Below are 24,413 nucleotides of genomic sequence, written 5' to 3' on the forward strand. Positions count from 1 at the left end.
GTGGAAGACCACCAGTGGGCGGCCGCGCGCGAGGACGCACACGCGCTGGGTGCCCGGATTGCAGGCGCCCCCGAATCAGTTCCCCTGCACCAGGCCGGCGGGCGCATCCTGGCCGCCGACCTCGTAACCGCATACCCGATGCCGCATTGCGCCACCTCCGCCATGGACGGCTATGCGGTCAACGGGCCCGGGCCATGGAGGCTGCTCAAGGCGCTGGCAGCCAACCCCGGCGCCGGGGACAACACGGCGCTGTCCGCAGGCGAGGCCACCGCCGTGGTCACCGGCTCCCTGATCCCCGAGGGCGCCACCTCCATCCTGCGCGTCGAACACTCGACGCTTGAGGGCGCCACACTCACCAGCGACAGGACGCTGCGCGCGGGTGCCGACATCCGGCCCTCCGGAACCGAGGCGGTCGCGGGCGAACTTCTGGCGGCCGCCGGCACCCTGCTGCGCGCCGGCGTCATCGCCACCGCGGCGGTGGCGGGTCACGACGAACTGTTGGTGGCGGCCGTCCCGGCCGTCCACCTGGTGTTCACCGGGGACGAGGTCATCACCTCCGGGCACCCGGGTCCGGGCCAGGTCCGTGACGGATTCTCCCCGGTGCTGCCCCAGGTCGTCGCAGCCCTTGGGGGCAGTGTTGCAAGCAGCTCCCGCATCGGAGACACCCTTGCGGCCACGGTTGCAGCCATTGACGGCGACGAGGCCCGGGCGGCCGCCCTGGTGGTGACCACCGGAGGCACCGGGTTCTCCGACCGCGACTTCGTGCGGGCGGCGGTGCGGTCCATCGGCGGGGAGGAAATCATCTCCTCGGTGGCCATGCGTCCCGGCCACCCGTCAATGGTTGCCCTCCTGCCCGGAAACCGCCTGCTGGTGGCGCTGCCCGGGAACCCGTTGGCGGCGCTCATGGCCGTGGCAACGCTCGTTGACCCGATCCTGCGCGGGGCGTGCGGCAGCGAATTGGCCACACTGGGTTCGGCGTCCTCGGCCACCGACTTCGCCGTGCTGCCGGGACGGACTCGCCTGGTCCCGGCCCGCTGGGTCCCGGCCTCCGGCGCGCGCGGCCCCGATTTGCTGGCACCGGCGGAGCACGTGGCACCGGCCATGCTGCGCGGCCTGGCCGCTGCCGATGCCATCCTGGTGGTCGGTCCGGGCGGCGTCGCTGCCGGCGACCCCGTGCCCTATCTTCGGTTACCTTGGTAGGTGTGCGGTCGCGGCACCGAGCAAGGTGCGGAACGCGGCCATCGCAAGGAAAGGCAATGAGGACATGGGACGGAAAATAACCCGCAGGCGCATCGTCCGCGCAACGCTGGACGGCGCACGGATCGCCCGCGAGGAAAAACTCGCGGTCGAGGAACCGCTGGAAATACGCTTCAACGGGACATCCTTCACCACCTCCATGCGCACCCCCGGCGACGACTTCGACATGGTTGCAGGTTTCCTGCTCGCCGAGGGAATCATCAGCCGCACCGAGCACCTGGTTTCCATGCGTTATTGCGCCGGCACCGACGAGGAAGGAAACCAGACCTTCAACGTCATCGACGTGCAGGTCGGCTTCGGTGCCCAGGCTCCGGACCTTTCCGCGGCGCGAAACGTGGTCACCTCCTCGGCCTGCGGGATCTGCGGCACCAACTCCATCGACGAGGTCTCCAAGAAATCCTCCTATCCGCTGGACCCCGCCCGGGGCCACCTGGACGTGAAGGTGCTGTTGGGCCTGCCCTACACCCTGCGTGAGGCCCAGAACCTTTTCAGCGCCACCGGGGGAGTGCATGCGGCCGGCCTGTTCACCACCGCGGGGGAGCTGCTGGTGCTGCGTGAGGACGTGGGACGGCACAACGCGGTGGACAAGGTCATCGGGGCCGGGCTGCGCGAGCAAAAATTACCGCTTCATGACACCATCCTGCAGGTCTCTGGGCGCGCATCCTTCGAGCTGGTGCAAAAGGCCGCGATGGCCGGGATTCCGGTGCTGTCTGCCGTCAGTGCACCGTCTTCGCTGGCAGTGGAACTGGCCGATGAAACCGGGTTGACGCTTGCGGCTTTCTCCCGGGGTAGTACGGTGAACTTGTATACGCATGCCGACAGGGTGAAGACCGGCTCCTAGACCGAATCGGGCACCCGGATTTCCGGCACGCGCGCGACTACGGTCAAAGACACCGCACATCGACGTGGAGGACACATGCATCGGCCAGCCCCAACGCAGGACATCAACGAAGACGACCTGAAAGTCACCGAGCCCAAACGCAGCGCGGCCGGCGTCGAGGCCGTGATGGTGTCCATGAAACGCGGTTTCGCCGAGGCCGGCGTCGGCCGGACGCTGAGCTCGATGTTGCGCATCAACCAGCGCGGCGGCTTCGACTGCCCGGGCTGCGCCTGGCCTGAATCCATCACCGGGGCGCGCAAGCCCGCCGAATTCTGCGAAAACGGCGCCAAGGCCATCGCCGAGGAAGCCAGCGCCCGCACCGTGACCCCCGAATGGTGGGCCAAGCACCCCATCAACGTCCTGCGCGAGAAGACCGAGTACTGGCTCGGGTCCCAGGGCCGGATCACCGAACCCATGATCATCCGCGAGGGCGAAAGCCACTACACGCCCATCACCTGGGCGCAGGCCTTTGCCACCATCGGCGAGCACGTGAACGCGACCACGCCGGACAAGTGCGTCTTCTACACCTCGGGGCGCACCGCCAACGAGACGGCTTTCATGTACCAGCTGCTGGCCCGATCCCTGGGCACCAACAACCTGCCAGACTGCTCCAACATGTGCCACGAGTCCTCGGGATCGGCGCTGAACCCCACCATCGGCATCGGCAAGGGCACCGTGTCCCTGGAGGACTTCGAGCACGCCGAGCTGATTTTCGTCATCGGCCAGAACCCCGGAACCAACCACCCGCGGATGCTCTCGGCGCTGGCCGATGCGCGCAAGCGCGGCGCCCACGTCGTGGCGGTCAACCCGCTGCCCGAGGCAGGCTTCTTCGGGTTCAAGGACCCGCAGACCGTCGGCGGCATGCTCGGACGCCCCGACGACGTGAGCAACCATTTCCTGCAGATCAAGGTCGGCGGGGACCTGGCGCTCTTCCAGGCCTTCGGACACCTGCTCTTCGAGGCCGAGGCCAAGAACCCCGGAACCGTGATCGACAAGGCCTTCATCGATTCGGCCACGGACGGCTACGAGGCCTACAGGGAAGCGCGGTCCACGCTGGACTGGGAAGCCACCGAGGAAGCCACCGGACTGACCCGGGCCGAGATCACCACCGTCGCCGAGCTGCTCATCAAGTCCAAGGCCTCGATCTTCTGCTGGGCGCTGGGACTGACCCAGCAGCCGCACTCGGTGCCGACGCTGAAGGAAATCATCAACCTGCTGCTGGTGCAGGGCAACTTCGGCAAGCCCGGCGCCGGCGCCTGCCCGGTGCGAGGCCACTCCAACGTCCAGGGCGACCGGACCATGGGCATCTGGGAAAAGCCCGGCGAGGCGCTGCTGGCCGCCCTCGATTCCGAATTCGGGATCGACTCCCCGCGCGCCCACGGCTACGACTCCACCGAGGCGCTGCATGCCTTCGAGCAGGACTCCGTTGACGTGTTCGTGTCCATGGGTGGCAACTTTGCCCTGGCGAACTCGGAAACCGAGGCGCTGGAGGCGGGCATGCAGCGCGCCAAGCTCACCGTGCACATCTCCACCAAGCCCAACCGCTCCCACGTGGTGCACGGGCAGACCTCGCTGATCCTGCCCACGCTCGGACGCACGGACCGCGACGACAAGCACCCCGGCGGACCGCAGTTCCTCTCCGTGGAGGACTCCATGTCCGTCATCCACTCCACGCAGGGCCGGCTCAAGCCGGTCTCGGAGCACCTGCTGGCCGAACCTGTCATCGTGGCCAGGATGGCCACCGCCATTCTCGGCGAGGACCACGTGGTGGACTGGAAGGCCATGGCCGACGACTACGACGTGGTCCGCGACCACATCTCCCGGGTGCTGCCGGGCTTCGAGGACTTCAACCGCAGGGTGCGCGGACGCAACGGCTTTGTGCTGCCCAACCCGCCGCGCGATTCGCGCTCCTTCGCCACCGACATCGGCAAGGGCAAGTTCACGGTCTCGCCCTTCGAGGCACTCTACGCGCCGGAGGGCCACCTGGTCCTGCAGACCATGCGCAGCCACGACCAGTACAACACCACGTTCTACGGGCTGGACGACCGCTACCGCGGCATCAAGGACGGCCGTCGGGTCATCCTGATCAACCCGCAGGACCTCGTTGAACTCGGCTTGGAGGACAAAGCGCTGGTTGACGTCATTTCCACCTTCGGCGGCACCGAACGCCGAGCCAACCGCTTCCGGCTGGTTTCCTACCCGACCGCCAAGGGCTGCGCCGCCGCCTACTTCCCCGAGGCCAATGCGCTGGTCCACCGCGACCTGGTGGCCCGCGAATCCAACACCCCCGGGTTCAAGGCCATCATGGTGCGCTTCGTGCCGCACGAGCTGGCCCCGGGCCCGACGCTCGACAGCTAGCAATGTGCGGCGGGCGAGGCCGAACCGTGCCGGGACCGGTTCCTGGCACGGCACGGCCTGTCTCCGCGCCCCGGCCGTCCCGACGCGGAAAGGACGCGTGGATCCCCGCGGGGCAACCACCCGGCTAGCCTCCCGGACCTGTCCGGCCACCTTCTTCTGAAACCCTGGCCAAGCGCTGGTCAAGCCCGCGTTGCGGGCGACTGTCGAGCACGTGGAACAAGTTCGGTTTGGCGCGCCGGTGCCGATGCCGGCGCACGAATCGTCGGCTAATATCGTGCCTAGCGAGCACCACGCTTCGCAAGGGCCATTCCGGTGGTCCCATGGCGCATCCCACGTTCCCAAGGAGCTTTGCCATCCGCTTCCCCGCCCTGGTCTTCGCCGCAGCGCTGGTATTGGCGCTGGTTGCTCCGTCCCCGGCTCCCGCCGCCCACCGGACCGCCGTACCGACGCCCTCCGTTTCCGCCGCGGCGGCGATGCCGTCGGCCTCGACATCGGGCGGCAGGGTGGCAACCGCTAAGCGGGGCGCCACCTTGAACACCACTTCCACCAAAGGTCGATCGGTCCAGGCCGGTGTCCGCGGCATGACCGGATGGTTCCCGCTGGCCAACACGAAACGGCTGCCACGGCACACACATGAGGCACTCAGGAAGACGAGCCTGCGCAAATCACCGGGCAAGGGGGCTGTGGTGGCGGTTGTGCCCCGGGGCCAAATGCTGGCGGCCACTGGACTAACCAGCCGGGCCCACACCCAGTTCTACATCGCCGGTACGAAGGGATGGGCCCGGTCTGCCGATATCCGGCGGGCCAGCATGGCAAAATACCAGACCTCCTCCGTCACGGCGCTGTATCAGTCGGCCCGTTCAAGGAAGCAGCTGGCGAGGATCCCGGCAGACTACACGCTTGGCAGTCCGACCAATGCCAGGTCGAACGGCCGGGTGCAGGTCCAGTACGCAGGCCGGACGGGGTGGGTCAAGTCCTCCCAGGCAGCCAGGGTTGCCGGGAACGTCCGGATCGGAAGGCTGAGCTGGGAGGCCTCGGCGGCGAAGAACATTGCCAAATGGTGCAGGGGAGTGCCCATCACCGCGGGCCCGAACCGACCCAACGAGGCCGAGGCCAGTGGTTGGATCGGCAACATGAAGGAAAGAATCAGCCTGGACACGAACGGCTTCCGCGGGAAGAAGCTCGACCCGAACCATCCGCTGGCTCTTTCCATCCAGTATCACGAGTGCGCCCACATCCTGCAGTACCGTGCCTACAAGTACGATTTCACCCGGATGGACAAGGGCATGGACAAGGCCTACGGCAAACCCAGGACCGCCTCCGGGACCGAGCACATGGCGGATTGCATGGCGGTGGCCATGGGCGCCCGGCTGAAGGGTTCGGAGTATGATCCCCGTTCTGGGTACACGACGACGTGGCGCTCGGGATACGGCGGGGCATGCAAGCCCGGGCACTTGGATGCCGCCAGAAAGATCATCGCCGGCAGAGCGCTCTGACCCACGGCCCGTGGCGGGCCCGTGGTCCCGACGGCTGGATCGGAGGGCCGGGGCATGGCCTAAATTCGTCCCCGGGGACTCGAGCCACGGGAGCCGGTCGCCGCGCGGGGAAGAATCCGGGCCCCCGGGTGGTTATGTCGGTGGCGGGGCCATGCGTATGCTGGCCCACAATCGATGACTTTTTAATTGCCTCGCGGGATCTTCCGCGTGGTGCGGCAAGACGACCTGGCTGGATGGCGAGAACAAATACATGAGCATGGAATCTGCGGCCTGGCATTCGTTGTGGCGAATGTCCGGGCCGGACAAGGGCAAGGCATACGCGGCCACGACACCGCGGAGGGTAGTGGCCTTTGCCGCGAGCTACAAGAACAGGCTGCTGGTCTTCGTGCTCTTCTCGGTGATCTCGGCCGTCCTGGCGGTGGTCACCCCGGTGTTGGCCGGCCGCGTGGTCGATGCCATCGTCGCCCAGACCGGGATTCAGGTCGTCTTGAAACTGGCGGCGATCATTGCGTTGGTGGCCGTGCTGGATGCCGTCGTCTCGCTCGTGGTGCGCTGGTTTTCCTCGAGGCTGGGCGAGGGGATCATTTTCGACCTGCGCACCGCGGTTTTTGACCACGTGCAGAAGATGCCGGTGGCGTTCTTTACCCGCACCCGGACCGGCGCGCTGGTCAGCAGGCTGAACAACGACGTGATCGGTGCCCAATCCGCGTTCGCCGGGACCCTCTCGGGCCTGGTGTCCAACACCGTGGCGCTGTTGTTGACTGCGGGCGTCATGTTTTCCACCTCCTGGCAGGTCACGGCGCTGGCGCTGGTCCTGCTTCCGGTCTTCCTGCTTCCCGCCCGCCACTTCGGAAAGTCCCTGGCGCTGCTGCGCAAGGAATCGGCCGACCTGAACGCGTCCATGGGCACCCAGATGACGGAACGCTTCTCCGCCCCCGGAGCCACCCTGATCAAGCTCTTCGGGCGCCCTGCGGACGAATCGGCGCAATTTGCAACTCGCGCCGGACGGGTGCGGGACATCGGGGTGAAGATGGCCATGCGCCAGTTCTTCTTTGTCTCCATGCTCACCCTGGTCGCCGCCCTGGCCCTGGCTCTCGTGTACGGGCTCGGTGGCGTCTATGCGATGCGCGGCGAGCTGGCCGCCGGCGACGTGGTCGTGTTGGCGTTGCTGCTGACCCGGCTTTACGCCCCGCTCACCGCCCTGGCCAACGCCCGGGTGGAGATCACCAGCGCACTGGTGAGCTTTGACAGGGTCTTTGAGATCCTCGACCTCAAGCCCCTGATCACCGACGCGCCCCATGCCAGGGTTCTGGATCCGGGCCCGGTGTCGGTGAAGTTCTCGAACGTGTCCTTTGCCTACCCCAGCGCCGAAAAGGTTTCCCTGGCCTCACTGGAAGACGTCTCGGTGCTCGACACCCGGGGCGGGGAAACGGTGCTGCACGGCATCGACTTCGAGATCCCGGCCGGGACCACGGTGGCACTTGTCGGCTCCTCGGGGGCCGGGAAATCAACCATCGCCTCGCTGCTGGCACGACTCTACGACGTTGATGCGGGCAGTGTGCAGTTGGCCGGGGTCGACATCCGCGAGCTCAAGCTTGGCTCGTTGCGCTCCACCGTGTCGATGGTCACCCAGGACGGTCACCTGTTCCACGAGACCATCGGATCCAATCTTCGCCTTGCCAAGCCGGAGGCCAGCGACGCGGAGCTCTGGCAGGCGCTGCGGCGTGCCCGGTTGGAACCCACCATCGAAGCGCTTCCCGACGGGCTGGACACCGTGGTGGGGGAGCGCGGCTACCGGCTTTCGGGCGGGGAGCGCCAGCGCATGACCATTGCGCGGCTGCTGCTGGCTGCACCGCAGGTGGTCATTCTCGATGAGGCCACCGCGGCACTGGATTCCTCCAACGAGGCAGCGGTCCAGGCGGCCCTGGCCGAGGCCCTGGAAAACCGGACCGCGCTGGTTATCGCGCACCGACTCTCGACCATCCGCACGGCCGACTTGATCCTGGTCATTGAGGATGGACGGATTGCCGAACGCGGCACCCACGCCGAGCTCTTGGCGGCACGCGGCCGGTACGCCGAATTGCACGACACGCAGTTCGCGCAGTAACGCCGGGCGTCAAAGTCCCAGCAGGCCGGGAAGGACCTTCTCGCGCAGTAGCGGCGCGATGTCGGATCGGGCCATCGCCGCTGCCGGGTCGAGCCACAGCATCTGCTCGATTTCGGCCTGGATCCTCGGCGTGTCAAGGGTTCGGGCGGCGAACAGGTGGGCGTGGATGTCGGTGTCGGCTTCGTTGGCCGCCGGCCCGATCCACAGGCCCATGGAGGTGACCTGGCCGGGAGTGAAAACCAGGTCCAATTCCTCCTGCACTTCGCGCAATACTGCGGCCAATGGGCTTTCGCCGGGTTCGAGCTTCCCTCCCGGTTGCATGAACATGGTGGTCCCCTCCTTGCGCACCAGCAGGATGCGTCCGGAGGGGTCTAGTAGCTGCAGGGCTGCGATGGTAAGAATCTTTGGCACAACTTGAGCTTAACAAGCACCAAAAGCACAGTTGGTGGTGGTAGCGTGCTTTGAGGACAAGTCTCGGGGCGCGTTTTTCCATTTAATCGTGGATACTGGAGTCAATTCGTTAACGCGCCATGTTCACGGAACCTCACTAGTCATTGGGGACAGGTGGTTCAGGTACGGCCGATGGGGGATCAAATGTGGATCTACAAATGGAGAATTGATGCAGCGGGGCACCAACTTAGGTCGACTCGGGGATTTTAATCAGGCGGTCATTTTTGAATCGATCCGTCGTGCGGTCGACGGGGTCAGTCGCGTAGAGCTTGCAGGCTCCACCGGACTTTCCCCGCAAACCATTTCAAACGTCGTGCGCCGTCTTCTTGACGAGGGCCTGGTCCGCGAGGACCGCACGATTGTGTCGGGACCGGGCAAGCCGCGTACCGTCTTGGAGCTCGAGGCAAATCGCATGGTTGCCGTGGGCATCCACCTCGATCCCGGTGTTATCACCGTGGTGATCTTGAACCTGCGGGGTGAAATCCTGCACTCGCGTCGCCTGGATATCCCCGCCGTCGAGAATCCGGAAAAGACCATCGAAACCATGGCCCTGACCGTGGACGAGATCATTGCCGAATCGGGCGTTCCACGCGCCAACGTGCTGGGCGTCGGCGTCGTCGTCCCCGGCCCCCTCGATCCCGAACGCGGAGTCATGATCGACCCGCCGCTGCTCGACGGATGGAAAGACGTCGACATGGTCGGGCCACTGCACCGGCTGCTCAAGCTCGACGTCGTCATTGAAAAAGACACCATTGCCGCCTCCATCGCGGAACAGTGGAAGGGCAACGACGCCGAACGAGACAACTTCGTCACGATGTATATCGGTGCCGGAATCGGCGCAGGCATGGTCCTGAACGGGGAAATCCACCGCGGGATCAGCAACAACGCAGGCGAGATCGGGCATTTCTCCACCGGCGTTGTCGCCCAGGAATGCGACATTTGCGGACGCAACGATTGCTTGCATGCCTCCTTGGCGTTCAACATGATCGCGCAGAAGGCCCGCGATCGCGGCCTGAACCTCACGGTGCCCGATGACGGCAACGCGGCAGAACGTGCGGCCGGAATGGTCGAGCTCGTGCGCCTTGCGAAAGCCGGGAACGAAGCCGCCGTGGAACTGATCCGCGAATGCATGGGTCACGTGGGCCAGGTTGCCGGGCAGCTGTGCAACACCCTCGACATCGGATTGGTGATCCTGGCCGGCCCCTTGTGGTCCGAGGTCGGCGAATGGTGCCTCGAAGACCTGCGTGCGATCATCAACGACCGCTTCAGCTCCAAGAACGTCCACACGATCGAGGTTCGTTCCTCGACACTGGGCCACGAAGTCGGGGCGATCGGCGGGGCCTGTGCCATCATGGACGCGAGCCTTTCGCCCAAGGCCGCGGCGCTGTTGTTGCGCTAGGCCGTCGCATATTACGTCAAAGGGTCGTTCATTACCGTTTTGAACGACCCTTTGACTTATTACTCACGGGTCAGTTGACAAACTTTCTCTAATGAATTTAGATGACCAATAAGAGTTGGTGGCAACCGAGCTGCCCACCGTTGTTTTCGCATAGGTCTTGTTTATCAGCGAAGGCAGTGCGTGGGGGAACGGCAGGTCGGCTGCTGGGGACCCGGCTCTTAACGCCGTCGACCGGTGCCGTAGGATGTAATGGGAGTTATCCCACGGATTCACCGGTCGACGGCACCTCTTTTTAACCCTCACCCTCGAGTCAAGGTCCGGCCGATGGACCACAAAACGGGTTTGTACGTTGCTGCCAGGGGCCGAAGCCCCGAGATGGACGACGTGCCCCGCATTTCTGCGACAGGGGCATCCGCAACCGGCCGACGAGGTGGCCGGACCGCGCAACCAGCGCGCGTGAGGCATCCGCGCCGCACCCTTTGGACCCTTCGGCACAATTCGCCCAGGGGGTCATCCGGTCGGCTGCCCGCATCGGGCCAGCTCGCTGCGGTGGCGCGGGCGGTCGAGAGAGGGAAACATCCCTCCGCGGGGCCACGGACGACTTCGGATCAGGGTTGCCCTCATGCCCGGACGTCCCCGGGGCAGGAATATGGATTGGGTCGCAAGTCTGTTGCTTAAACGAGACGCGACCTGCATGTATGCAGGTCGCGTCTCCGTGGTGCCCCTGGCCGGAATTGAACCGACGGCCTACTCTTTAGGAGAGAGTCGCTCTATCCAACTGAGCTACAGAGGCCCGTTTCGTCAAAAACGATCCGAATCAATTCTAACGGCATTTTGCCGAAGCTTGGTTAATGCGACACCGCGTGCCGAGCCGGCGCCGCATAACCGTCGGCCTAGAGCAGGCCCCGCTTGGACAATTCCCACTTCTCGCGGAACGTCCGCCCAAACGAAGCGATGAGCACCGCGAACAAGATTGCCGCCGTTGCAAAGAGCAGGAGCCACCGGCTCGTGGTCAGCGTGGAGGCCAGGGACACCGCGGCCGGGTCCAGCGTGCCGATGAACAAGGCGTCGATGGCCCGGTTCTCCCACAGGTCCACTACCGCGAAGGCCATGGGCACGGCCCACAGGATCCAGCGGACCGCGCCGCGGGCGGTATTGATGTTCACCGCCAGCATGGTGATCAGTGCCAGGAAAAGCGGGAAGAGCAGGCCGGCGGTCTTGTGCACGTAGTTCAACTGCCCGGCGGCGTCGGCATCCATGGCCTGGCGCAACGCCTCGATATGCTCAACCGCGTAGCCGCCGACCATTTGGTCGGGCATGGTCAGCCCGTTGGACAAGTCGGTCATCTGGTTCAGGACCAGCAGGTGGAAGTATCCGAAGAGGAAGAGCGTGACGACCAACCCGGCAATCAGGATCAGGTTGGCGTTCCCCGCTGCCTTCTCCGGCGATCGCTGTGTGGAGGGATTGGCCGGTGGGGCAACCGGGGCAGGACGGTTGTACTGTTTCTTTTTCTTCTGTGACTTGGCCATAACCCCAATTATGCCGCCAATCGAACGGAACCCGGCCAACCCGTGGCCGCACCGCCGTAGACTAGGGCGCATCATGGATTTCCTTTTCGATGACTTCGTCGCGCCCGCTCCAGCCCCACACCTGCCAGGCACCCAAGAGCTGCTTGCCGGTTTGAACCCCGAGCAGGAGCAGGCAGTCAAACATTCCGGCTCCCCGTTGCTGATCGTCGCCGGGGCCGGGTCGGGCAAGACCCGGGTGCTTTCCCACCGCATTGCCTATCTCCTGGCGACGGGACGGTCGCGTCCGCACGAGATCCTTGCCATCACCTTCACCAACAAGGCCGCCGCCGAAATGCGCGAACGCATCTCCGCACTGGTTGGCGAGGACGTGGCCAAGAAGATGTGGGTCTCGACCTTCCACTCCTCGTGCGTGCGCATCCTTCGCCGCGAGGCGGCCTCGGTGGGACTGAAGTCCAGCTTCTCCATCTACGACTCCGCCGATTCCCTGCGGTTGATCACCCTGGTGTCCAAGGGGCTGGAGCTGGATCCCAAGAAGTTCACGCCCAAATCCATCGCACACAAGATTTCCGCGCTGAAAAATGAGCTCATCGACGATGAGCAATATGCTGCCACCGTCGCCAGCAACGACCCGTTCGCCTCGGCGGTCCTCCAGGTGTACCGCGGTTACACCGAGCGCTTGCGCGCCGCCAACGCCCTGGACTTCGATGACCTGATTGCCCACGTGGTCAACATCTTCCGCGCCTTCCCGGCGGTCGCCGACAACTACCGCCGGCGTTTCCGCCATGTGATGGTCGACGAATACCAGGACACCAACCACGCCCAGTACGCCCTGGTGCGCGAGCTGACCGGACCGGACGGACCGACCCCGGGCGGGGAACTGACCGTGGTGGGCGACTCGGACCAGTCGATCTATGCCTTCCGTGGCGCAGACATCCGCAACATCAACGAGTTCTCCAAGGACTATCCGGACGCCGAAACGATCAAGCTCGAGCAGAACTACCGCTCGACGCAAACCATCCTTTCGGCAGCCAACGAGGTCATCAAGCGCAATCCGGACCGGCCCGAAAAGCGTCTCTGGACCGCCGAGGGCGACGGCGAACTGATCATTGGCTACGTGGGCGAATCCGAGTCGGACGAGGCGCGCTGGATTGCCGACGAAATCCTGCGCCTGAATGACGAAGAGGGCATCCGCCCCGGGGACGTGGCCGTCTTCTACCGGACCAACGCCCAATCACGTTCCCTGGAGGAACAGCTGATCCGCGTGGACCTGAAGTACAAGGTCATTGGCGGGACCCGCTTCTACGACCGCAAGGAGGTCAAGGACGCCCTGGCCTACTTGCGGGTGCTGGTGAACCCGGAAGACGACATCAACGTGAGGCGCATCCTCAACGAGCCCAAGCGCGGCATCGGGGACCGGGCCGAATACTCGGTGGCGGCGTTGGCCGAGCGCGAGCGGATCTCCTTCATGGAGGCGCTGCGCCGTGCCGAAGACGCCCCCGGGCTGGGGACGCGCGGCCAGAACATGATCGGCGCGTTCGTGAAGATCATGGACGACCTTGCCGTGGTTGCCGAGGGCTCTGGCCCCGCCGAGGCGCTGGAAGCGGTGCTGGAGCAGACCGGATACCTGGAAATGCTCCGCTCCTCCAACGACCCGCAGGATGAGTCGCGCGTCGAAAACCTCGCCGAACTCGTGGCAGTGGTCCGGGACTTCATGAAGGAGAACCCCGAGGGAACGCTCACCGATTTCCTGGAACGCGTCGCGCTGGTGGCCGACGCCGATTCCATCCCGGAGGCACCAAGCGATGCGGAGGGCGTCGACATGGCCCACCGTGAGGGAATGGTCACGCTCATGACCTTGCACACGGCCAAGGGGCTGGAATTCCCCGTGGTCTTCCTCACCGGCATGGAACACGGGATCTTCCCGCACCAGCGCTCGCTGACGGATGAGAAGGAGCTGGCGGAGGAACGCCGGTTGGCCTACGTGGGGCTCACCCGTGCCCGCCAGCGCCTCTATTTGACGCGCGCCGAATACCGCAGCCTCTGGGGCCAGTCACAGTACAACCCGGCCAGCCAGTTCCTCGAGGAAATCCCCGGAAACCTGGTGGACTGGAAGCGCGAGGGCACCAAGCGGGCAAGCTTTGAATCCTTCGGCGGGCGCAACAACTTTGCCACCAGCCGCTATGAGTCGGGTTCCTATTGGGGTGCGGGTTCCGGCGCCGGCGGCGGGGGCAGGCTTTCCGGGGCCCCGGAAATTCACACGCTGAGCACCGCACCGGTGGCGCGGGCCAAGGGTCGCGTGCAGCCGAACAAGGAAATCATCGCCCTGAGCGTTGGCGACAAGGTGACACATGGCACCTTCGGCCAGGGTGTTGTCCTGGCGCTCGAGGGTGCCGGGGACAAGACCGTGGCGAAGGTTAAGTTCGCCGATGCGGAGAAGCGCTTGTTGCTTCGGTATGCCCCGTTAACCAAGCTTGACTAGCCAATTCATGGCCATTGCCCGCAGCGGCGCCGGGGCCCGTGCGGGAGGGCTTGTGGCAGTGGTCACGCACCCGTTGGCTCTACGGATTGTAGAACTGTGTCAATGGGCGCGAACGCGTTAGGCTGAGGACGGAGCCTGGCCTTATCCCAGGCGGGGCTCTACCCCCTCGATGCATGGAATCGTATCTACGGAGCCATGCCTTGAGTCAGCATAGACTTCGACAAGAAGGACACAAGCCCGTGGACCTGTATGAATACCAGGCGCGCGATATGTTCGAGTCGCACGGCGTACCCGTGCTGGCCGGCATCGTTGCCTACACTCCTGAAGAAGCCAAGGCCGCAGCCGAGAAAATCGGCGGCGTCGTGGTTGTTAAAGCCCAGGTAAAGGTCGGAGGCCGCGGCAAGGCCGGCGGCGTCAAGGTCGCAAAGACCGCCGACGAGGCATTCGCATACGCAACCGACATTCTCGGCATGGACATCAAGGGCCACACCGTGAACAAGGTCATGATCGCCCAGGGCGCCGACATCGCCGAGGAGTTCTACTTCTCGGTGCTGCTGGACCGCGCGAACCGCAACTACCTGGCCATGTGCTCGGTTGAGGGCGGCATGGAAATCGAGGACCTCGCCGTTGAGCGTCCCGAGGCCCTGGCCCGCATTGCAGTTGACCCGGCCGTGGGCATCGACCAGGCCAAGGCCGACGAAATCGTCGCCGCGGCAGGCTTCGCCCCGGAGCTGACCGAAAAGGTCGCCTCCGCCATCCTGAAGCTGTGGGACGTCTTCAAGAAGGAAGACGCCACCCTGGTTGAGGTCAACCCGCTGGTTCGCACCGGCGCCGGCGACATCGTCGCCCTCGACGGCAAGGTCTCCATCGACGAGAACGCCGAGTTCCGCCACCCGCACCACGTCGAGCTCGAAGACAAGGACGCAGCGGATCCGCTCGAGGCCAAGGCCAAGGCGATGGACCTGAACTACGTCAAGCTGGACGGCGAAGTTGGCATCATCGGCAACGGTGCAGGCCTGGTCATGTCGACCCTGGACGTCGTTGCCTACGCCGGCGAAAACCACGGCAACGTGAAGCCCGCCAACTTCCTGGACATCGGCGGCGGAGCCTCTGCCGAGGTCATGGCCGCTGGCCTGGACGTCATCCTGAACGACAAGCAGGTCAAGTCGGTCTTCGTGAACGTCTTCGGCGGCATCACCGCATGTGACGCCGTTGCCAAGGGCATCGTCGGCGCACTGGCCGAACTCGGTTCCTCCGCCAACAAGCCGCTGGTCGTGCGCCTCGACGGCAACAACGTCGAAGAGGGCCGCCGCATCCTGGCCGAGGCCAACCACCCGTTGGTCACCCTGGCAGCAACCATGGACGAGGGCGCCGACAAGGCCGCCGAGCTCGCCAACGCAGCGAAGTAAGTAGGGATACGCGAACATGAGCATTTACCTTAACAAGGACTCCAAGGTCATCGTTCAGGGCATCACCGGTGGCGAGGGCACCAAGCACACCGCACTGATGCTCAAGGCCGGCACCAACATCGTCGGCGGCGTCAACGCCCGCAAGGCAGGCACCACCGTGCTGCACGGCGACAAGGAAATCAAGGTCTTCGGCGCAGTGGCGGAAGCCATGGCCGAAACCGGCGCAGACGTTTCCATCGTCTTCGTTCCGCCGGCATTCACCAAGGATGCCGTCGTTGAGGCCATCGAGGCAGGCATCGGCCTGGTCGTTGTCATCACCGAGGGCGTTCCGGTCCAGGATTCGGCCGAGTTCTGGGCACTGGCCCAGTCCAAGGTCGACGCCGACGGCAACCAGGTCACCCGCATCATTGGCCCGAACTGCCCCGGCATCATCACCCCGGGCGAGGCACTGGTCGGCATCACGCCGAACAACATCACCCAGAAGGGCCCGATCGGCTTGGTCTCCAAGTCCGGCACCCTGACCTACCAGATGATGTACGAACTGCGCGACCTGGGCTTCTCCACCGCCATCGGCATTGGCGGCGACCCGGTCATCGGCACCACCCACATCGACGCCCTGGCTGCGTTCGAGGCGGACCCGGAGACCAAGGCCATCGTGATGATCGGCGAAATCGGCGGCGACGCCGAAGAGCGTGCAGCCGACTTCATCAAGGCCAACGTCACCAAGCCGGTCGTCGGCTACGTGGCTGGCTTCACCGCACCGGAGGGCAAGACCATGGGCCACGCCGGCGCCATCGTCTCGGGCTCGGCCGGTACCGCACAGGCCAAGAAGGAAGCACTTGAGGCTGCAGGCGTGAAGGTCGGCAAGACCCCGTCGGAAACCGCAACGCTGCTGCGCGAAGTTTTCGCCGCCCTCTAAGGCAATAGCACTATCCGCCGACGGCGGTTGGACACCCGGGGTTCCGGATGGCCAACCGCCGTCGGCCGTTAAGCACCGTCCGGCCGCCGGCCCTTCCCGCCCTGCGGGATCGCGGGTTGTTCGCCGGGCCGCAGCGATGCCTAGGATGCGGGGGAGGAAAGTGTCCCCGCATCGAAAGGCAGGCGGCCCCGCGTCATGAAACGTTCGCTCACCAGGCTTCCGGCGGCGCTGGCCCAGCTGAAGTTCAAGCCATTTCCGAAACCCGGCACGAGCCCGGCGCGCGGGGCGCTGAACATGGAAGACCTGCGGCAGCTGGCCAGGCGCCGCACCCCCACCGCGGCCTTCGACTATGCGGATGGCGGTTCCTACGCCGAAGAGGCCCTGGAACGGAACTACCGCGCATACCGGAACACGGAATTGCTCCCCGGGATCCTGCGCGACGTCAGCGCGGTGGACCCCTCCGTGGCCGTGGCCGGCGGGCGATTCTCGTTGCCCGTGGGCATCGCCCCCACCGGGCTGACGCGCCTGATGCATGCCGCCGGTGAACGCGCCGGGGCAGCAGCAGCGGCAAGGCACAACATCCCCTTCACCCTTTCCACCATGGGCACCGTGTCCATCGAGGAAACCGCCGCCGCGGCGCCACAGGGCACCCGCTGGTTCCAGCTGTACCTCGGCCAGGATCGTGCGGTCTCCGTTGACATGATGAGCAGGGCCCGGGAGGCCGGCTACAGCGCCCTGCTCCTGACGGTGGACACCGCCGTGACGTCCACCCGCGTTCGGGACCAGCGAAACGGCATGACCCTGCCGCCGACCCTCGGTGCGCGAACCATGCTCGATGCGCTCAGGCGCCCCGGCTGGTGCCTGGACTTCCTCACCACCGAACCCCTGGGCTTCGCCAACTTTCCGCACAACACGGGAAATATCAGCGCCCGGTTCGACACGATGTTTGACGCATCCCTGAACTACGCCGACCTCGCCTGGGTGCGGGAGGCATGGCCGGGCACGTTGATCGTCAAGGGCGTGCAGGGGCCCGAGGACGCGGTGGCATGCTTCGGGCACGGTGTCGACGGCGTGGTGGTCTCCAACCATGGCGGACGCCAGCTGGACAGGGCGCCGGTGCCGGTGTTGCAGCTTCCGGCCATCCGCGCCGCGGTGGGGCCGGACCGGCTCCTCATCGCCGATTCGGGAATCATGAGCGGGGGCGACGTGGTGGCGACGCTGGCCGCGGGGGCGAACTTCACCCTCATCGGCAGGGCCTACCTCTACGGCTTGATGGCCGGGGGACAGGCAGGGGTGGAACGCACCCTGGAGATCCTGGAACGGGAGATCCGGCAAACCATGGCCCTGCTGGGCGTGCGCACCCTGGCGGAACTGGGCCCGCAACACGTGCGCATGGGCGTGGGCGAGGGGTGAATCCGCCGGCAGCCGGCGACCGACCGGCACGTTGTCCCCGCGAACCGCTCGGGGACATCGCGCCGGTCGCTTCCTAAAAGGCCGTGGCCGCCTAGGCGGCGGCGACCCGCACCGGAATGGATTTCCAGCCGCGCAACGTGGTGTGCATGAATTGCTCCGGCTCGGCCGTCAACTCGATGGACTTCACCCGGCGCGCCAGTTCGGTGATGAGCACATCCATTTCGAGTCGCGACAACGGCTGGCCCACACACTGGTGGATGCCCATGCCGAAGGCCAGGTGCCCGCCCGCGGCCCGGGTGATGTCGTACTCGTTCGCGGTCGGCCCCCAGCGCCGCTCATCGCGGTTCGCGGCGCCAACGAATACCGCAACCTTGGTCTCGGCCGGGATGGCCATGCCCCCGATTTCCGCGGGCTGGCTCGTCGTGCGGTAGAAGGACTGAAACGGCGACTCGTAGCGGAAGGCCTCGTCGATGGCGAACTTCACGAGCTTGGGATTCTCGTGGACCTTCGCGTATTGCCCCGGGTGGCGGACCAAGGCCAGCAATGTTGCTCCCAGCGAGAAGATCGTGGTGTCGAGGCCCGCCGAAAGCATGGCGCGCACCAGCAGCGGGGCCTGGTCCGCGGTGATCTCGCCGCGGTCCGCGTAGTCCCAGATCTGCGCACCCAGGCTGCCGGGGCTCAGCCGTTCACGGGCGGTGTTGGCCATGGCCCAGTCGTTGGTGCCGGCCCCCGCGGAAAAGTGCTCCCGGGCCAGCGGCGTGTCGGGTCCGAAGGTGGAGAAGTTGGCCGCGCCCAGCGCCAGGAGGTTCTCGGCCCGGCCCTCGCGCGGAATGCCGACGGCATCCCCGAAGGCGCGCAGGGGGAAGACCTCCGACATGTCCTTGACCAGATCGAATTCCCCGCGATCCAGCAGCTCGTCGACGAGTTCGGTCGCATATTGCTCGAAGCCCGCGCGCAGCGAACGGACCCCGCGGGGCGAAATGACTCCCGCTATGGCATGGCGCATCTGGGTGTGGATCGGGGGATCCGACTCCATGATGCCCTGGGCCCGCCAGCTGGGTTCGCGGTGAAGGTTCCGCGGCCCGGCTCCCGCGCCGGAGATAAAGGTGCGGTAGTCCTCCAGGACTTCCTTGCACTCATCGAAGCGCGTCACGGCCAGGACGTCGTGTTCCTCGAGCCGGACCACCGGGCCGGCGTCGCGCATGCGTTCGAAGAGCCCGTATGGTTCGGCCAAATGTGCCAGGGAATAGGGGTCTTCCGTAAATAGCGGCGCCGTGGCAGCGGCCAGGGTCGAGTCCATGGGTTCCTCCCGAGATCGTGGTGACTGCCCTCAACCTAGCGCGCAGCGGTTCAGCGGGTAAGCGTGGTTCTCACTATGTGAGAGTCGGAATTGTTCTTCGCTCCCGCAGCATGCAACATCGAATCAGTGCCCGAGCATATGTCGCGCATCACATCTCATCTTGGGTTGGAAGGGAGGCTTGGGACACATGTCAACGTCTTTTGAACGGGGTTTGAGAATCCTGTCCGAGGTCATAGAACACGGGGACGCCTCGGTCGAGGCCGTGGCCAGGAAGCTCGGCATTCCAGCAAGCTCCGCATACCGGTATTTCAAGGTGTTGCGTGAACAGAATTTCGTCTGCGAGGAAGACGGGCGCTACCGGCCGGGACCGGTGCTTCTCAAGTCCGCCGGCCGCCACCATGCCCAGTCCTACCTCGCCGAGGTGGGCAATGCGGTGCTTCGCGAAATCGTGGACCAGGTCGGGGAAACGGCAGTGATGATCGTGCGGATCGGATCCCAGGCCATGTGCCTTCGGCGCGTGGAGCCGGAGAAGTCCCTGAAATACTCCTTCGCCGTCAACGAATTGCTGCCGCTGCATGCGGGGGCGGGGCAGCGCGTGTTGCTGGCCTGGGCACCCCCCGAAGTGGTTCATGAGGTGCTCTCCGGATCCATGACCCGGTTCACCGCCAAGACCATGAACCGCGAGCAAATCCTGGCGTCCATTCCGCAGACCCGGTCCTCCGGATATGTGCTGTCCCGCGGCGAATTGGATCAGGGATCGCTGTCCATCGCCATCCCGGTGACCAGCCACGGAGAAGTCGTCTGCTCGATCAACGTCGCCGGTCCCGAGGGGACTTGCAGTTCCCGCTTCTGGATTTCCTCCACGCTGCGCACCATGCAGGAATCGGCCAACAAACTTACCCAGGCATTGCAAGAGTGCACGCCGAACAAATCAACCAGGGAGACCCTTGATGACTACAGCAGTATTGGCTGAAACGGCACCGGTGACCATTGGCCTTCACCGTGCCACGCTCGACGACCTCATTCAGGTGGCCCGGCATCGACGCCCCGTCATCATCGACGATGCTGTCTTCGGCGCCATGGCCCCCAGCCGGGAATGGCTGGACGGCATCGTCGATGCGATGGGACCGGGCAAGCAGACACCGCCGATCTATTCCATCAACACCGGCTTCGGGTCATTGGCCGGACGCAAGGCCTTCGCCGAGCCGGCCGACGCCGCCGAACTGTCCCGGCGCCTGGTGCTCTCCAACGCCGCGGGCGTGGGCAGGTACGTCGACGAGGAAGTCGTGCGCGCGACGATGTTCATCCGCATCGTCAGCCTGACCCAAGGACACTCGGGGGTGCGGCCCGAAATCGTCACCACCCTGGCCCGGATGCTCAACGCGGGGGTCTGCCCGGCGATTCCGGAGTACGGCTCGCTCGGCGCTTCCGGGGACCTCATCCCGCTGGCGCACGTGGCCATCGTGATGTCCCGGTCGCACACCGGGGAGGACCTGGAGCTGGATTCGGGGGAGGCCCTGGTGGACGGCAACGTGGTCAGCGGCATCGCCGCGATGCGCCACGCCGGCATCGAGCGGCTGCCGCTGGGGGCCAAGGACGGACTCGCCCTACTCAACGGCACCTCGTTCTCCTGCGCCCAGGCGGCCCTTGCCCTCTACGACGCACAGAACCTGCTGGAAACGGCGCAAATCACCGCGGCCATGACCATCGAGGCGCTCATGGGGTTCGGCGACGCCTTCATTGACGAGTTGCACCAGGCCCGCGGCCAGCGGGGGCAAATCGAGGTTGCCGCGCGCATCCGCGAATTGCTGTCGGGGTCCACCCTCATCGACGGCAACGCGTCAACCGACCCGGTCCGCCAACCGCCCCAGGATGCCTACTCGCTGCGCTGCATCCCGCAGGTCTTCGGCCCGATCAAGGACACCCTGGCCTTCGCGGCCGGGATCATCGACAACGAAATCAACGCGGCCACGGACAACCCGCTGATCTTCCCGTCGCTGCCCGACACCCGCAAACTCAAGGCCGTCTCGGGCGGGAACTTCCACGCCGAGTACGTGGCCTTCGCCGCCGACTTCATTTCCATAGTCGTCACCGAGATCGGCAACATCACCGAGCGCCGGCTCTTCCGCCTCGACGACGGAACGCTGAACCGGGGGCTGCCCGACATGCTCATCGACAGCGAGCAAACGGGCATGGACTGCGGCTACATGCTGCCGCAATACCTGGCCGCTGCCCTGGTGTCCGACTGCAAGACCCTGGCCCACCCCGACTCGGTCGATTCCATCCCGACCTGCGCCAACCAGGAAGACCACGTCTCAATGGCCAACAACGCCGGACGACATGCCCGGCAGATCGTGGCCAACATCGAATCCGTGGTCGGCATCGAATTGCTCATGGCCGCCCAGGCGCTGGAGCTGCGTGCCGCGCACCCGGACACCGGGGACGCCCGCCCGGGCGCGGCTAGCGCCGCGGCCCTGGCGCTGGTGCGCGGCAGCAATTCGGCCGACGGACGGCCGATCGACCACATCCGCGCCGACGTGGTCATGTACCCACGGGTCAGGATGGCCCTTGACCTGGTGCACAGCGGGTTGGTCGTTGAAACCGTGAACAAGGTTCTCGCCGGCTAGCCGCCCCCGAAAGGTTCCCCCCAGCACACCGCCGAAGTCGGTGGCTCTACTTCCCATGCCCAAAAAATCCGTGAACGCCACGGATTCCGCGGGATTCACCCCCAAGAAAGTCCCATCCGCTCCAGCAGTTCAGAACGCATCCATCAGGAGGAAAACATCATGAAAAACTCCACTCGCACCATCCGTTCCGGCGCACTTGGTGCACTTGCCCTGGCAGGCCTGCTCGCGCTTTCCGCCTGCGGCGGGACCGCGGAGGCCGAAAAGCCGGCCGCGGCCAACGCCAGTGCGCCCCTGTTTGGCCAGCTGCCGGAGAAGATCCAAAAGGCCGGGGCCATCAACGTGGCCAGCAACGTCGAATATCCGCCGTTCGAGTCCTTTGACACGGACGGCACCACCGTCATCGGCATCGACAGGGAAATCGCCGACGAGCTGGAGAAGCAGTTGGGCGTCACCATGGACTTCGACAACATCGCCTTCGACGCGATCATCCCGGGACTCGCCTCGGCACGCTACGACATGGCCATGTCGGCGATGTCCGACACCGTCGAACGCCAGAAGCAGGTCAACTTCATCGACTACTTCTCCGCGGGAGGAGGCGTCATGACCTCGGCAGCAAACGCCGAGAAGCTCAAGACGCTCGATGACCTGTGCGGCGCCCACGTGGGCATCGTGAAGGGCACCACCGAGGACGCCGACGCCGCCGAGGCCTCCAAGAAGTGCGAGGAAGCCGGCAAACCGAAGGTCGAGGTGACGATCTTCGCCGGACAGAACCAGGCGGTGCTGGCCCTGCAGTCAAACCGCGTGGACGCCTTCCTGGTCGATTCGACCTCCGGGTCGGTCATTGCCGCCGAGTCCAAGGGCGCCCTGGCCATGGGCGAGCGCTACCAAGACCTGGCCTTCGGCATCGTCTTCCCCAAGGACCAGGAACAGCTCATGATCACCATCCAAAAGGGACTCGAGGCCATCAAGGCCGACGGTAGCTACGACAAGATCCTGGCCAAGTACAACATGGCCGACCACACCATGGAGTCCTTCCCCGTCAACGGGGTCAAGCAATGACCACGCGGACCCCTGAACCGCAGGAGAACGGTCTGGTCATCGTGCCGGCCCGCTATCTGGGCCGCTGGATTGCCGCGGTGGCAGTCGTCGGCATCCTCCTGATGCTGATCTACTCGATGTTCGCCAACGAACGCTTCCACTGGGACGTGGTGGGCGAGTACCTCTTCGCGGCGCCGGTGATGGCCGGCCTGGGCCGGACCCTGATGCTCACCGCCATCTCCATGCTCATCGGCATCGTGCTGGGGATCGTGGTGGCGGTCTGCAGGCTCTCGGCAAACCCGATCCTGTCCACCGCGGCCTGGGCGTACTCGTGGTTCTTCCGCGGGACGCCGCTGATGGTGCAGCTGCTGTTCTGGTTCTTCCTGGCGGCGCTGATCCCCAACATCGGGCTCGGCATCCCCTTCGGGCCCCAGCTACTGAGCATCGACACCAACTCGGTGATCTCCCCGTTCACCGCCGCCCTGCTGGGCCTGAGCCTCAATGAGGGCGCCTACATGGGCGAGATCGTTCGCTCGGGCATCCGGTCCATCGCCGCGGGCCAGACCGAGGCGGCCAAGGCGATCGGCATGTCCCGCCTGCAGACCATGCGCCGGGTGATCCTGCCGCAGGCCATGCGCGTGATCATCCCGCCGACCGGCAACGAAACCATCGGCATGCTCAAGTACACCTCGCTGGTCATCGTCATCGGGTACTCGGAGCTGCTGACCAGCGTCTCGATCATCTACTCGCGCAATTTCCAGACCATCCCGCTGCTCATCGTGGCGGCCATCTGGTACCTGGCGGTCACCGCGGTGCTCTCCGTCGGCCAGTACTTCGTCGAACGCCACTTTGAACGCGGCTTCACGCCCATCAAGGGCAAGAAGCCAGCGGCGCCCGCGGCCTCGGCGACCGGCCCCGTCACGGGGCCGACCCCAGCGCCAAGCATCGAGCCGGAATTGGAGCCGAGCAAATGAACGAACCAGTCCTGCGCGCCCACAATGTGCGCAAGTCCTTCGGCCACCTGGAAATCCTCAAGGGCATCACCCTGGAGGTGCAGGCCGGACAGGTCGCCTGCCTGCTGGGGCCCTCCGGCTCGGGAAAAAGCACGTTCCTGCGGTGCATCAACCACCTGGAAAAAATCAGCGACGGGGAAATGTGGGTCCACGGGGATCGCATTGGATATCGCCGGGCGGGGAACAAGTTGCACGAACTGAAGGAAAACGAAACGGCCAAGCAGCGTGCGTCCGTCGGCATGGTCTTCCAGCAATTCAACCTGTTCCCGCACCGGACCGCCCTGGAGAACGTGATCGAGGGACCGACAATCGTGCAGCGCAAATCCCGGGCCAAGGCCATGGCCGAGGGCATGGAACTGCTGGACCGGGTGGGATTGGCCGACAAGTACCAGCACTACCCCTCGCAGCTTTCCGGGGGCCAGCAGCAACGCGTGGCCATTGCCCGGGCCCTGGCCCTGAAGCCGAAGCTCATGCTCTTCGACGAGCCGACCTCCGCGCTCGACCCGGAGCTGGTGGGGGAGGTGCTGGAGGTCATGACCTCCCTGGCGGCCTCGGGGATGACCATGATCGTGGTGACCCACGAAATGGGCTTCGCCAAGGAAGTAGGGGACGTCGTCCACTTCATGGCGGACGGGCAGCTGGTCGAGTCCGGCAGCCCCCGACAGGTCCTTGAAGACCCCCGCGAACCCCGAACCCAGGCCTTCCTGTCCAAGGTCCTGGCCTAGAAGCGAAGGAAAGA

General features: G+C 65.4%; 18 protein-coding genes and 1 tRNA gene. 15 read left to right on the plus strand and 4 right to left on the minus strand.

Translation table 11 applies throughout. From position 1 onward, the window contains the following. The 5 genes from KRR55_RS06980 (at window position 1) to KRR55_RS07000 (ending at window position 8,098) form a co-directional block, all read left to right on the plus strand. Window positions 1-1,200, plus strand: a complete 1,200-nt coding sequence (locus KRR55_RS06980; RefSeq protein WP_217388359.1) for a molybdopterin molybdotransferase MoeA — start codon at window positions 1-3, stop codon at window positions 1,198-1,200. 64 nt (window positions 1,201-1,264) lie between these two features. Continuing rightward, window positions 1,265-2,098, plus strand: coding sequence for a formate dehydrogenase accessory sulfurtransferase FdhD (fdhD, locus tag KRR55_RS06985; protein ID WP_217388360.1), 834 nt, complete (start codon window positions 1,265-1,267; stop codon window positions 2,096-2,098). Between the two features lie 75 nt (window positions 2,099-2,173). Continuing rightward, window positions 2,174-4,495: an FdhF/YdeP family oxidoreductase gene (locus KRR55_RS06990; protein WP_217388361.1), complete on the plus strand. Its 2,322-nt coding sequence runs from the start codon at window positions 2,174-2,176 to the stop codon at window positions 4,493-4,495. 809 nt (window positions 4,496-5,304) lie between these two features. Further along, a complete protein-coding gene (locus tag KRR55_RS06995) occupies window positions 5,305-5,991 on the plus strand; it encodes a hypothetical protein (RefSeq protein WP_217388362.1) in 687 nt (228 codons plus the stop codon). 250 nt (window positions 5,992-6,241) lie between these two features. Continuing rightward, window positions 6,242-8,098 carry an ABC transporter ATP-binding protein gene (locus KRR55_RS07000; RefSeq protein WP_217388363.1) on the plus strand — a complete coding sequence of 619 codons (1,857 nt, stop codon included), beginning with the start codon at window positions 6,242-6,244 and terminating at the stop codon, window positions 8,096-8,098. Window positions 8,099-8,107: 9 nt separating this feature from the next. On the opposite strand, the gene KRR55_RS07005 is transcribed toward KRR55_RS07000, so the two are convergent. Then, a complete protein-coding gene (locus KRR55_RS07005; protein WP_217388364.1) occupies window positions 8,108-8,509 on the minus strand; it encodes an NUDIX hydrolase in 402 nt (133 codons plus the stop codon). 208 nt (window positions 8,510-8,717) lie between these two features. Here KRR55_RS07005 and KRR55_RS07010 point away from each other — a divergent pair, with 208 nt between their 5' ends. Then, a complete protein-coding gene (locus KRR55_RS07010) occupies window positions 8,718-9,947 on the plus strand; it encodes an ROK family transcriptional regulator (RefSeq protein WP_217388365.1) in 1,230 nt (409 codons plus the stop codon). A gap of 716 nt (window positions 9,948-10,663) precedes the next feature. Here the strand turns inward: KRR55_RS07010 and KRR55_RS07015 are convergent. Beyond that, a tRNA-Arg gene (locus KRR55_RS07015) sits at window positions 10,664-10,740 on the minus strand. A gap of 100 nt (window positions 10,741-10,840) precedes the next feature. Further along, window positions 10,841-11,476 carry a hypothetical protein gene (locus tag KRR55_RS07020; RefSeq protein ID WP_254455952.1) on the minus strand — a complete coding sequence of 212 codons (636 nt, stop codon included), beginning with the start codon at window positions 11,474-11,476 and terminating at the stop codon, window positions 10,841-10,843. A 73-nt stretch (window positions 11,477-11,549) separates the two neighbouring features. Between KRR55_RS07020 and pcrA the strand changes: the two genes are divergently transcribed. From pcrA to KRR55_RS07040, 4 genes are all read left to right on the plus strand, one after another. After that, on the plus strand, window positions 11,550-13,955 hold the full coding sequence (gene pcrA, locus KRR55_RS07025; RefSeq protein ID WP_217388366.1) for a DNA helicase PcrA: 2,406 nt from the start codon (window positions 11,550-11,552) through the stop codon (window positions 13,953-13,955). 239 nt (window positions 13,956-14,194) lie between these two features. Next, window positions 14,195-15,364: an ADP-forming succinate--CoA ligase subunit beta gene (gene sucC, locus KRR55_RS07030; RefSeq protein WP_217388367.1), complete on the plus strand. Its 1,170-nt coding sequence runs from the start codon at window positions 14,195-14,197 to the stop codon at window positions 15,362-15,364. A gap of 16 nt (window positions 15,365-15,380) precedes the next feature. After that, complete coding sequence (sucD, locus tag KRR55_RS07035) at window positions 15,381-16,283, plus strand: succinate--CoA ligase subunit alpha (RefSeq protein ID WP_217388368.1); 903 nt, start codon at window positions 15,381-15,383, stop codon at window positions 16,281-16,283. 195 nt (window positions 16,284-16,478) lie between these two features. Then, complete coding sequence (locus tag KRR55_RS07040; protein WP_217388369.1) at window positions 16,479-17,696, plus strand: alpha-hydroxy acid oxidase; 1,218 nt, start codon at window positions 16,479-16,481, stop codon at window positions 17,694-17,696. A gap of 91 nt (window positions 17,697-17,787) precedes the next feature. On the opposite strand, the gene KRR55_RS07045 is transcribed toward KRR55_RS07040, so the two are convergent. Next, on the minus strand, window positions 17,788-18,996 hold the full coding sequence (locus KRR55_RS07045; RefSeq protein ID WP_217388370.1) for a cytochrome P450: 1,209 nt from the start codon (window positions 18,994-18,996) through the stop codon (window positions 17,788-17,790). Between the two features lie 187 nt (window positions 18,997-19,183). Here KRR55_RS07045 and KRR55_RS07050 point away from each other — a divergent pair, with 187 nt between their 5' ends. From KRR55_RS07050 to KRR55_RS07070, 5 genes are all read left to right on the plus strand, one after another. Then, window positions 19,184-19,969, plus strand: coding sequence for an IclR family transcriptional regulator (locus tag KRR55_RS07050; RefSeq protein WP_217388371.1), 786 nt, complete (start codon window positions 19,184-19,186; stop codon window positions 19,967-19,969). Beyond that, window positions 19,947-21,623: an HAL/PAL/TAL family ammonia-lyase gene (locus tag KRR55_RS07055; RefSeq protein ID WP_217388372.1), complete on the plus strand. Its 1,677-nt coding sequence runs from the start codon at window positions 19,947-19,949 to the stop codon at window positions 21,621-21,623. The genes KRR55_RS07050 and KRR55_RS07055 overlap by 23 nt, the downstream gene beginning before the upstream one ends. A gap of 159 nt (window positions 21,624-21,782) precedes the next feature. Beyond that, on the plus strand, window positions 21,783-22,682 hold the full coding sequence (locus KRR55_RS07060; protein WP_217388373.1) for an ABC transporter substrate-binding protein: 900 nt from the start codon (window positions 21,783-21,785) through the stop codon (window positions 22,680-22,682). After that, window positions 22,679-23,635 (plus strand): amino acid ABC transporter permease, encoded by a 957-nt coding sequence (locus KRR55_RS07065; RefSeq protein ID WP_217388374.1) that lies wholly within the window; start codon window positions 22,679-22,681, stop codon window positions 23,633-23,635. Before KRR55_RS07060 ends, KRR55_RS07065 begins: the two co-directional genes overlap by 4 nt. After that, window positions 23,632-24,399, plus strand: coding sequence for an amino acid ABC transporter ATP-binding protein (locus KRR55_RS07070; protein ID WP_217388375.1), 768 nt, complete (start codon window positions 23,632-23,634; stop codon window positions 24,397-24,399). The genes KRR55_RS07065 and KRR55_RS07070 overlap by 4 nt, the downstream gene beginning before the upstream one ends. The last annotated feature ends 14 nt before the right edge of the window (window positions 24,400-24,413 follow it).

Origin of the sequence: Paeniglutamicibacter quisquiliarum, assembly GCF_019084045.1 — a bacterium.
Classification (GTDB): Bacteria; Actinomycetota; Actinomycetes; order Actinomycetales; family Micrococcaceae; genus Paeniglutamicibacter; species Paeniglutamicibacter quisquiliarum.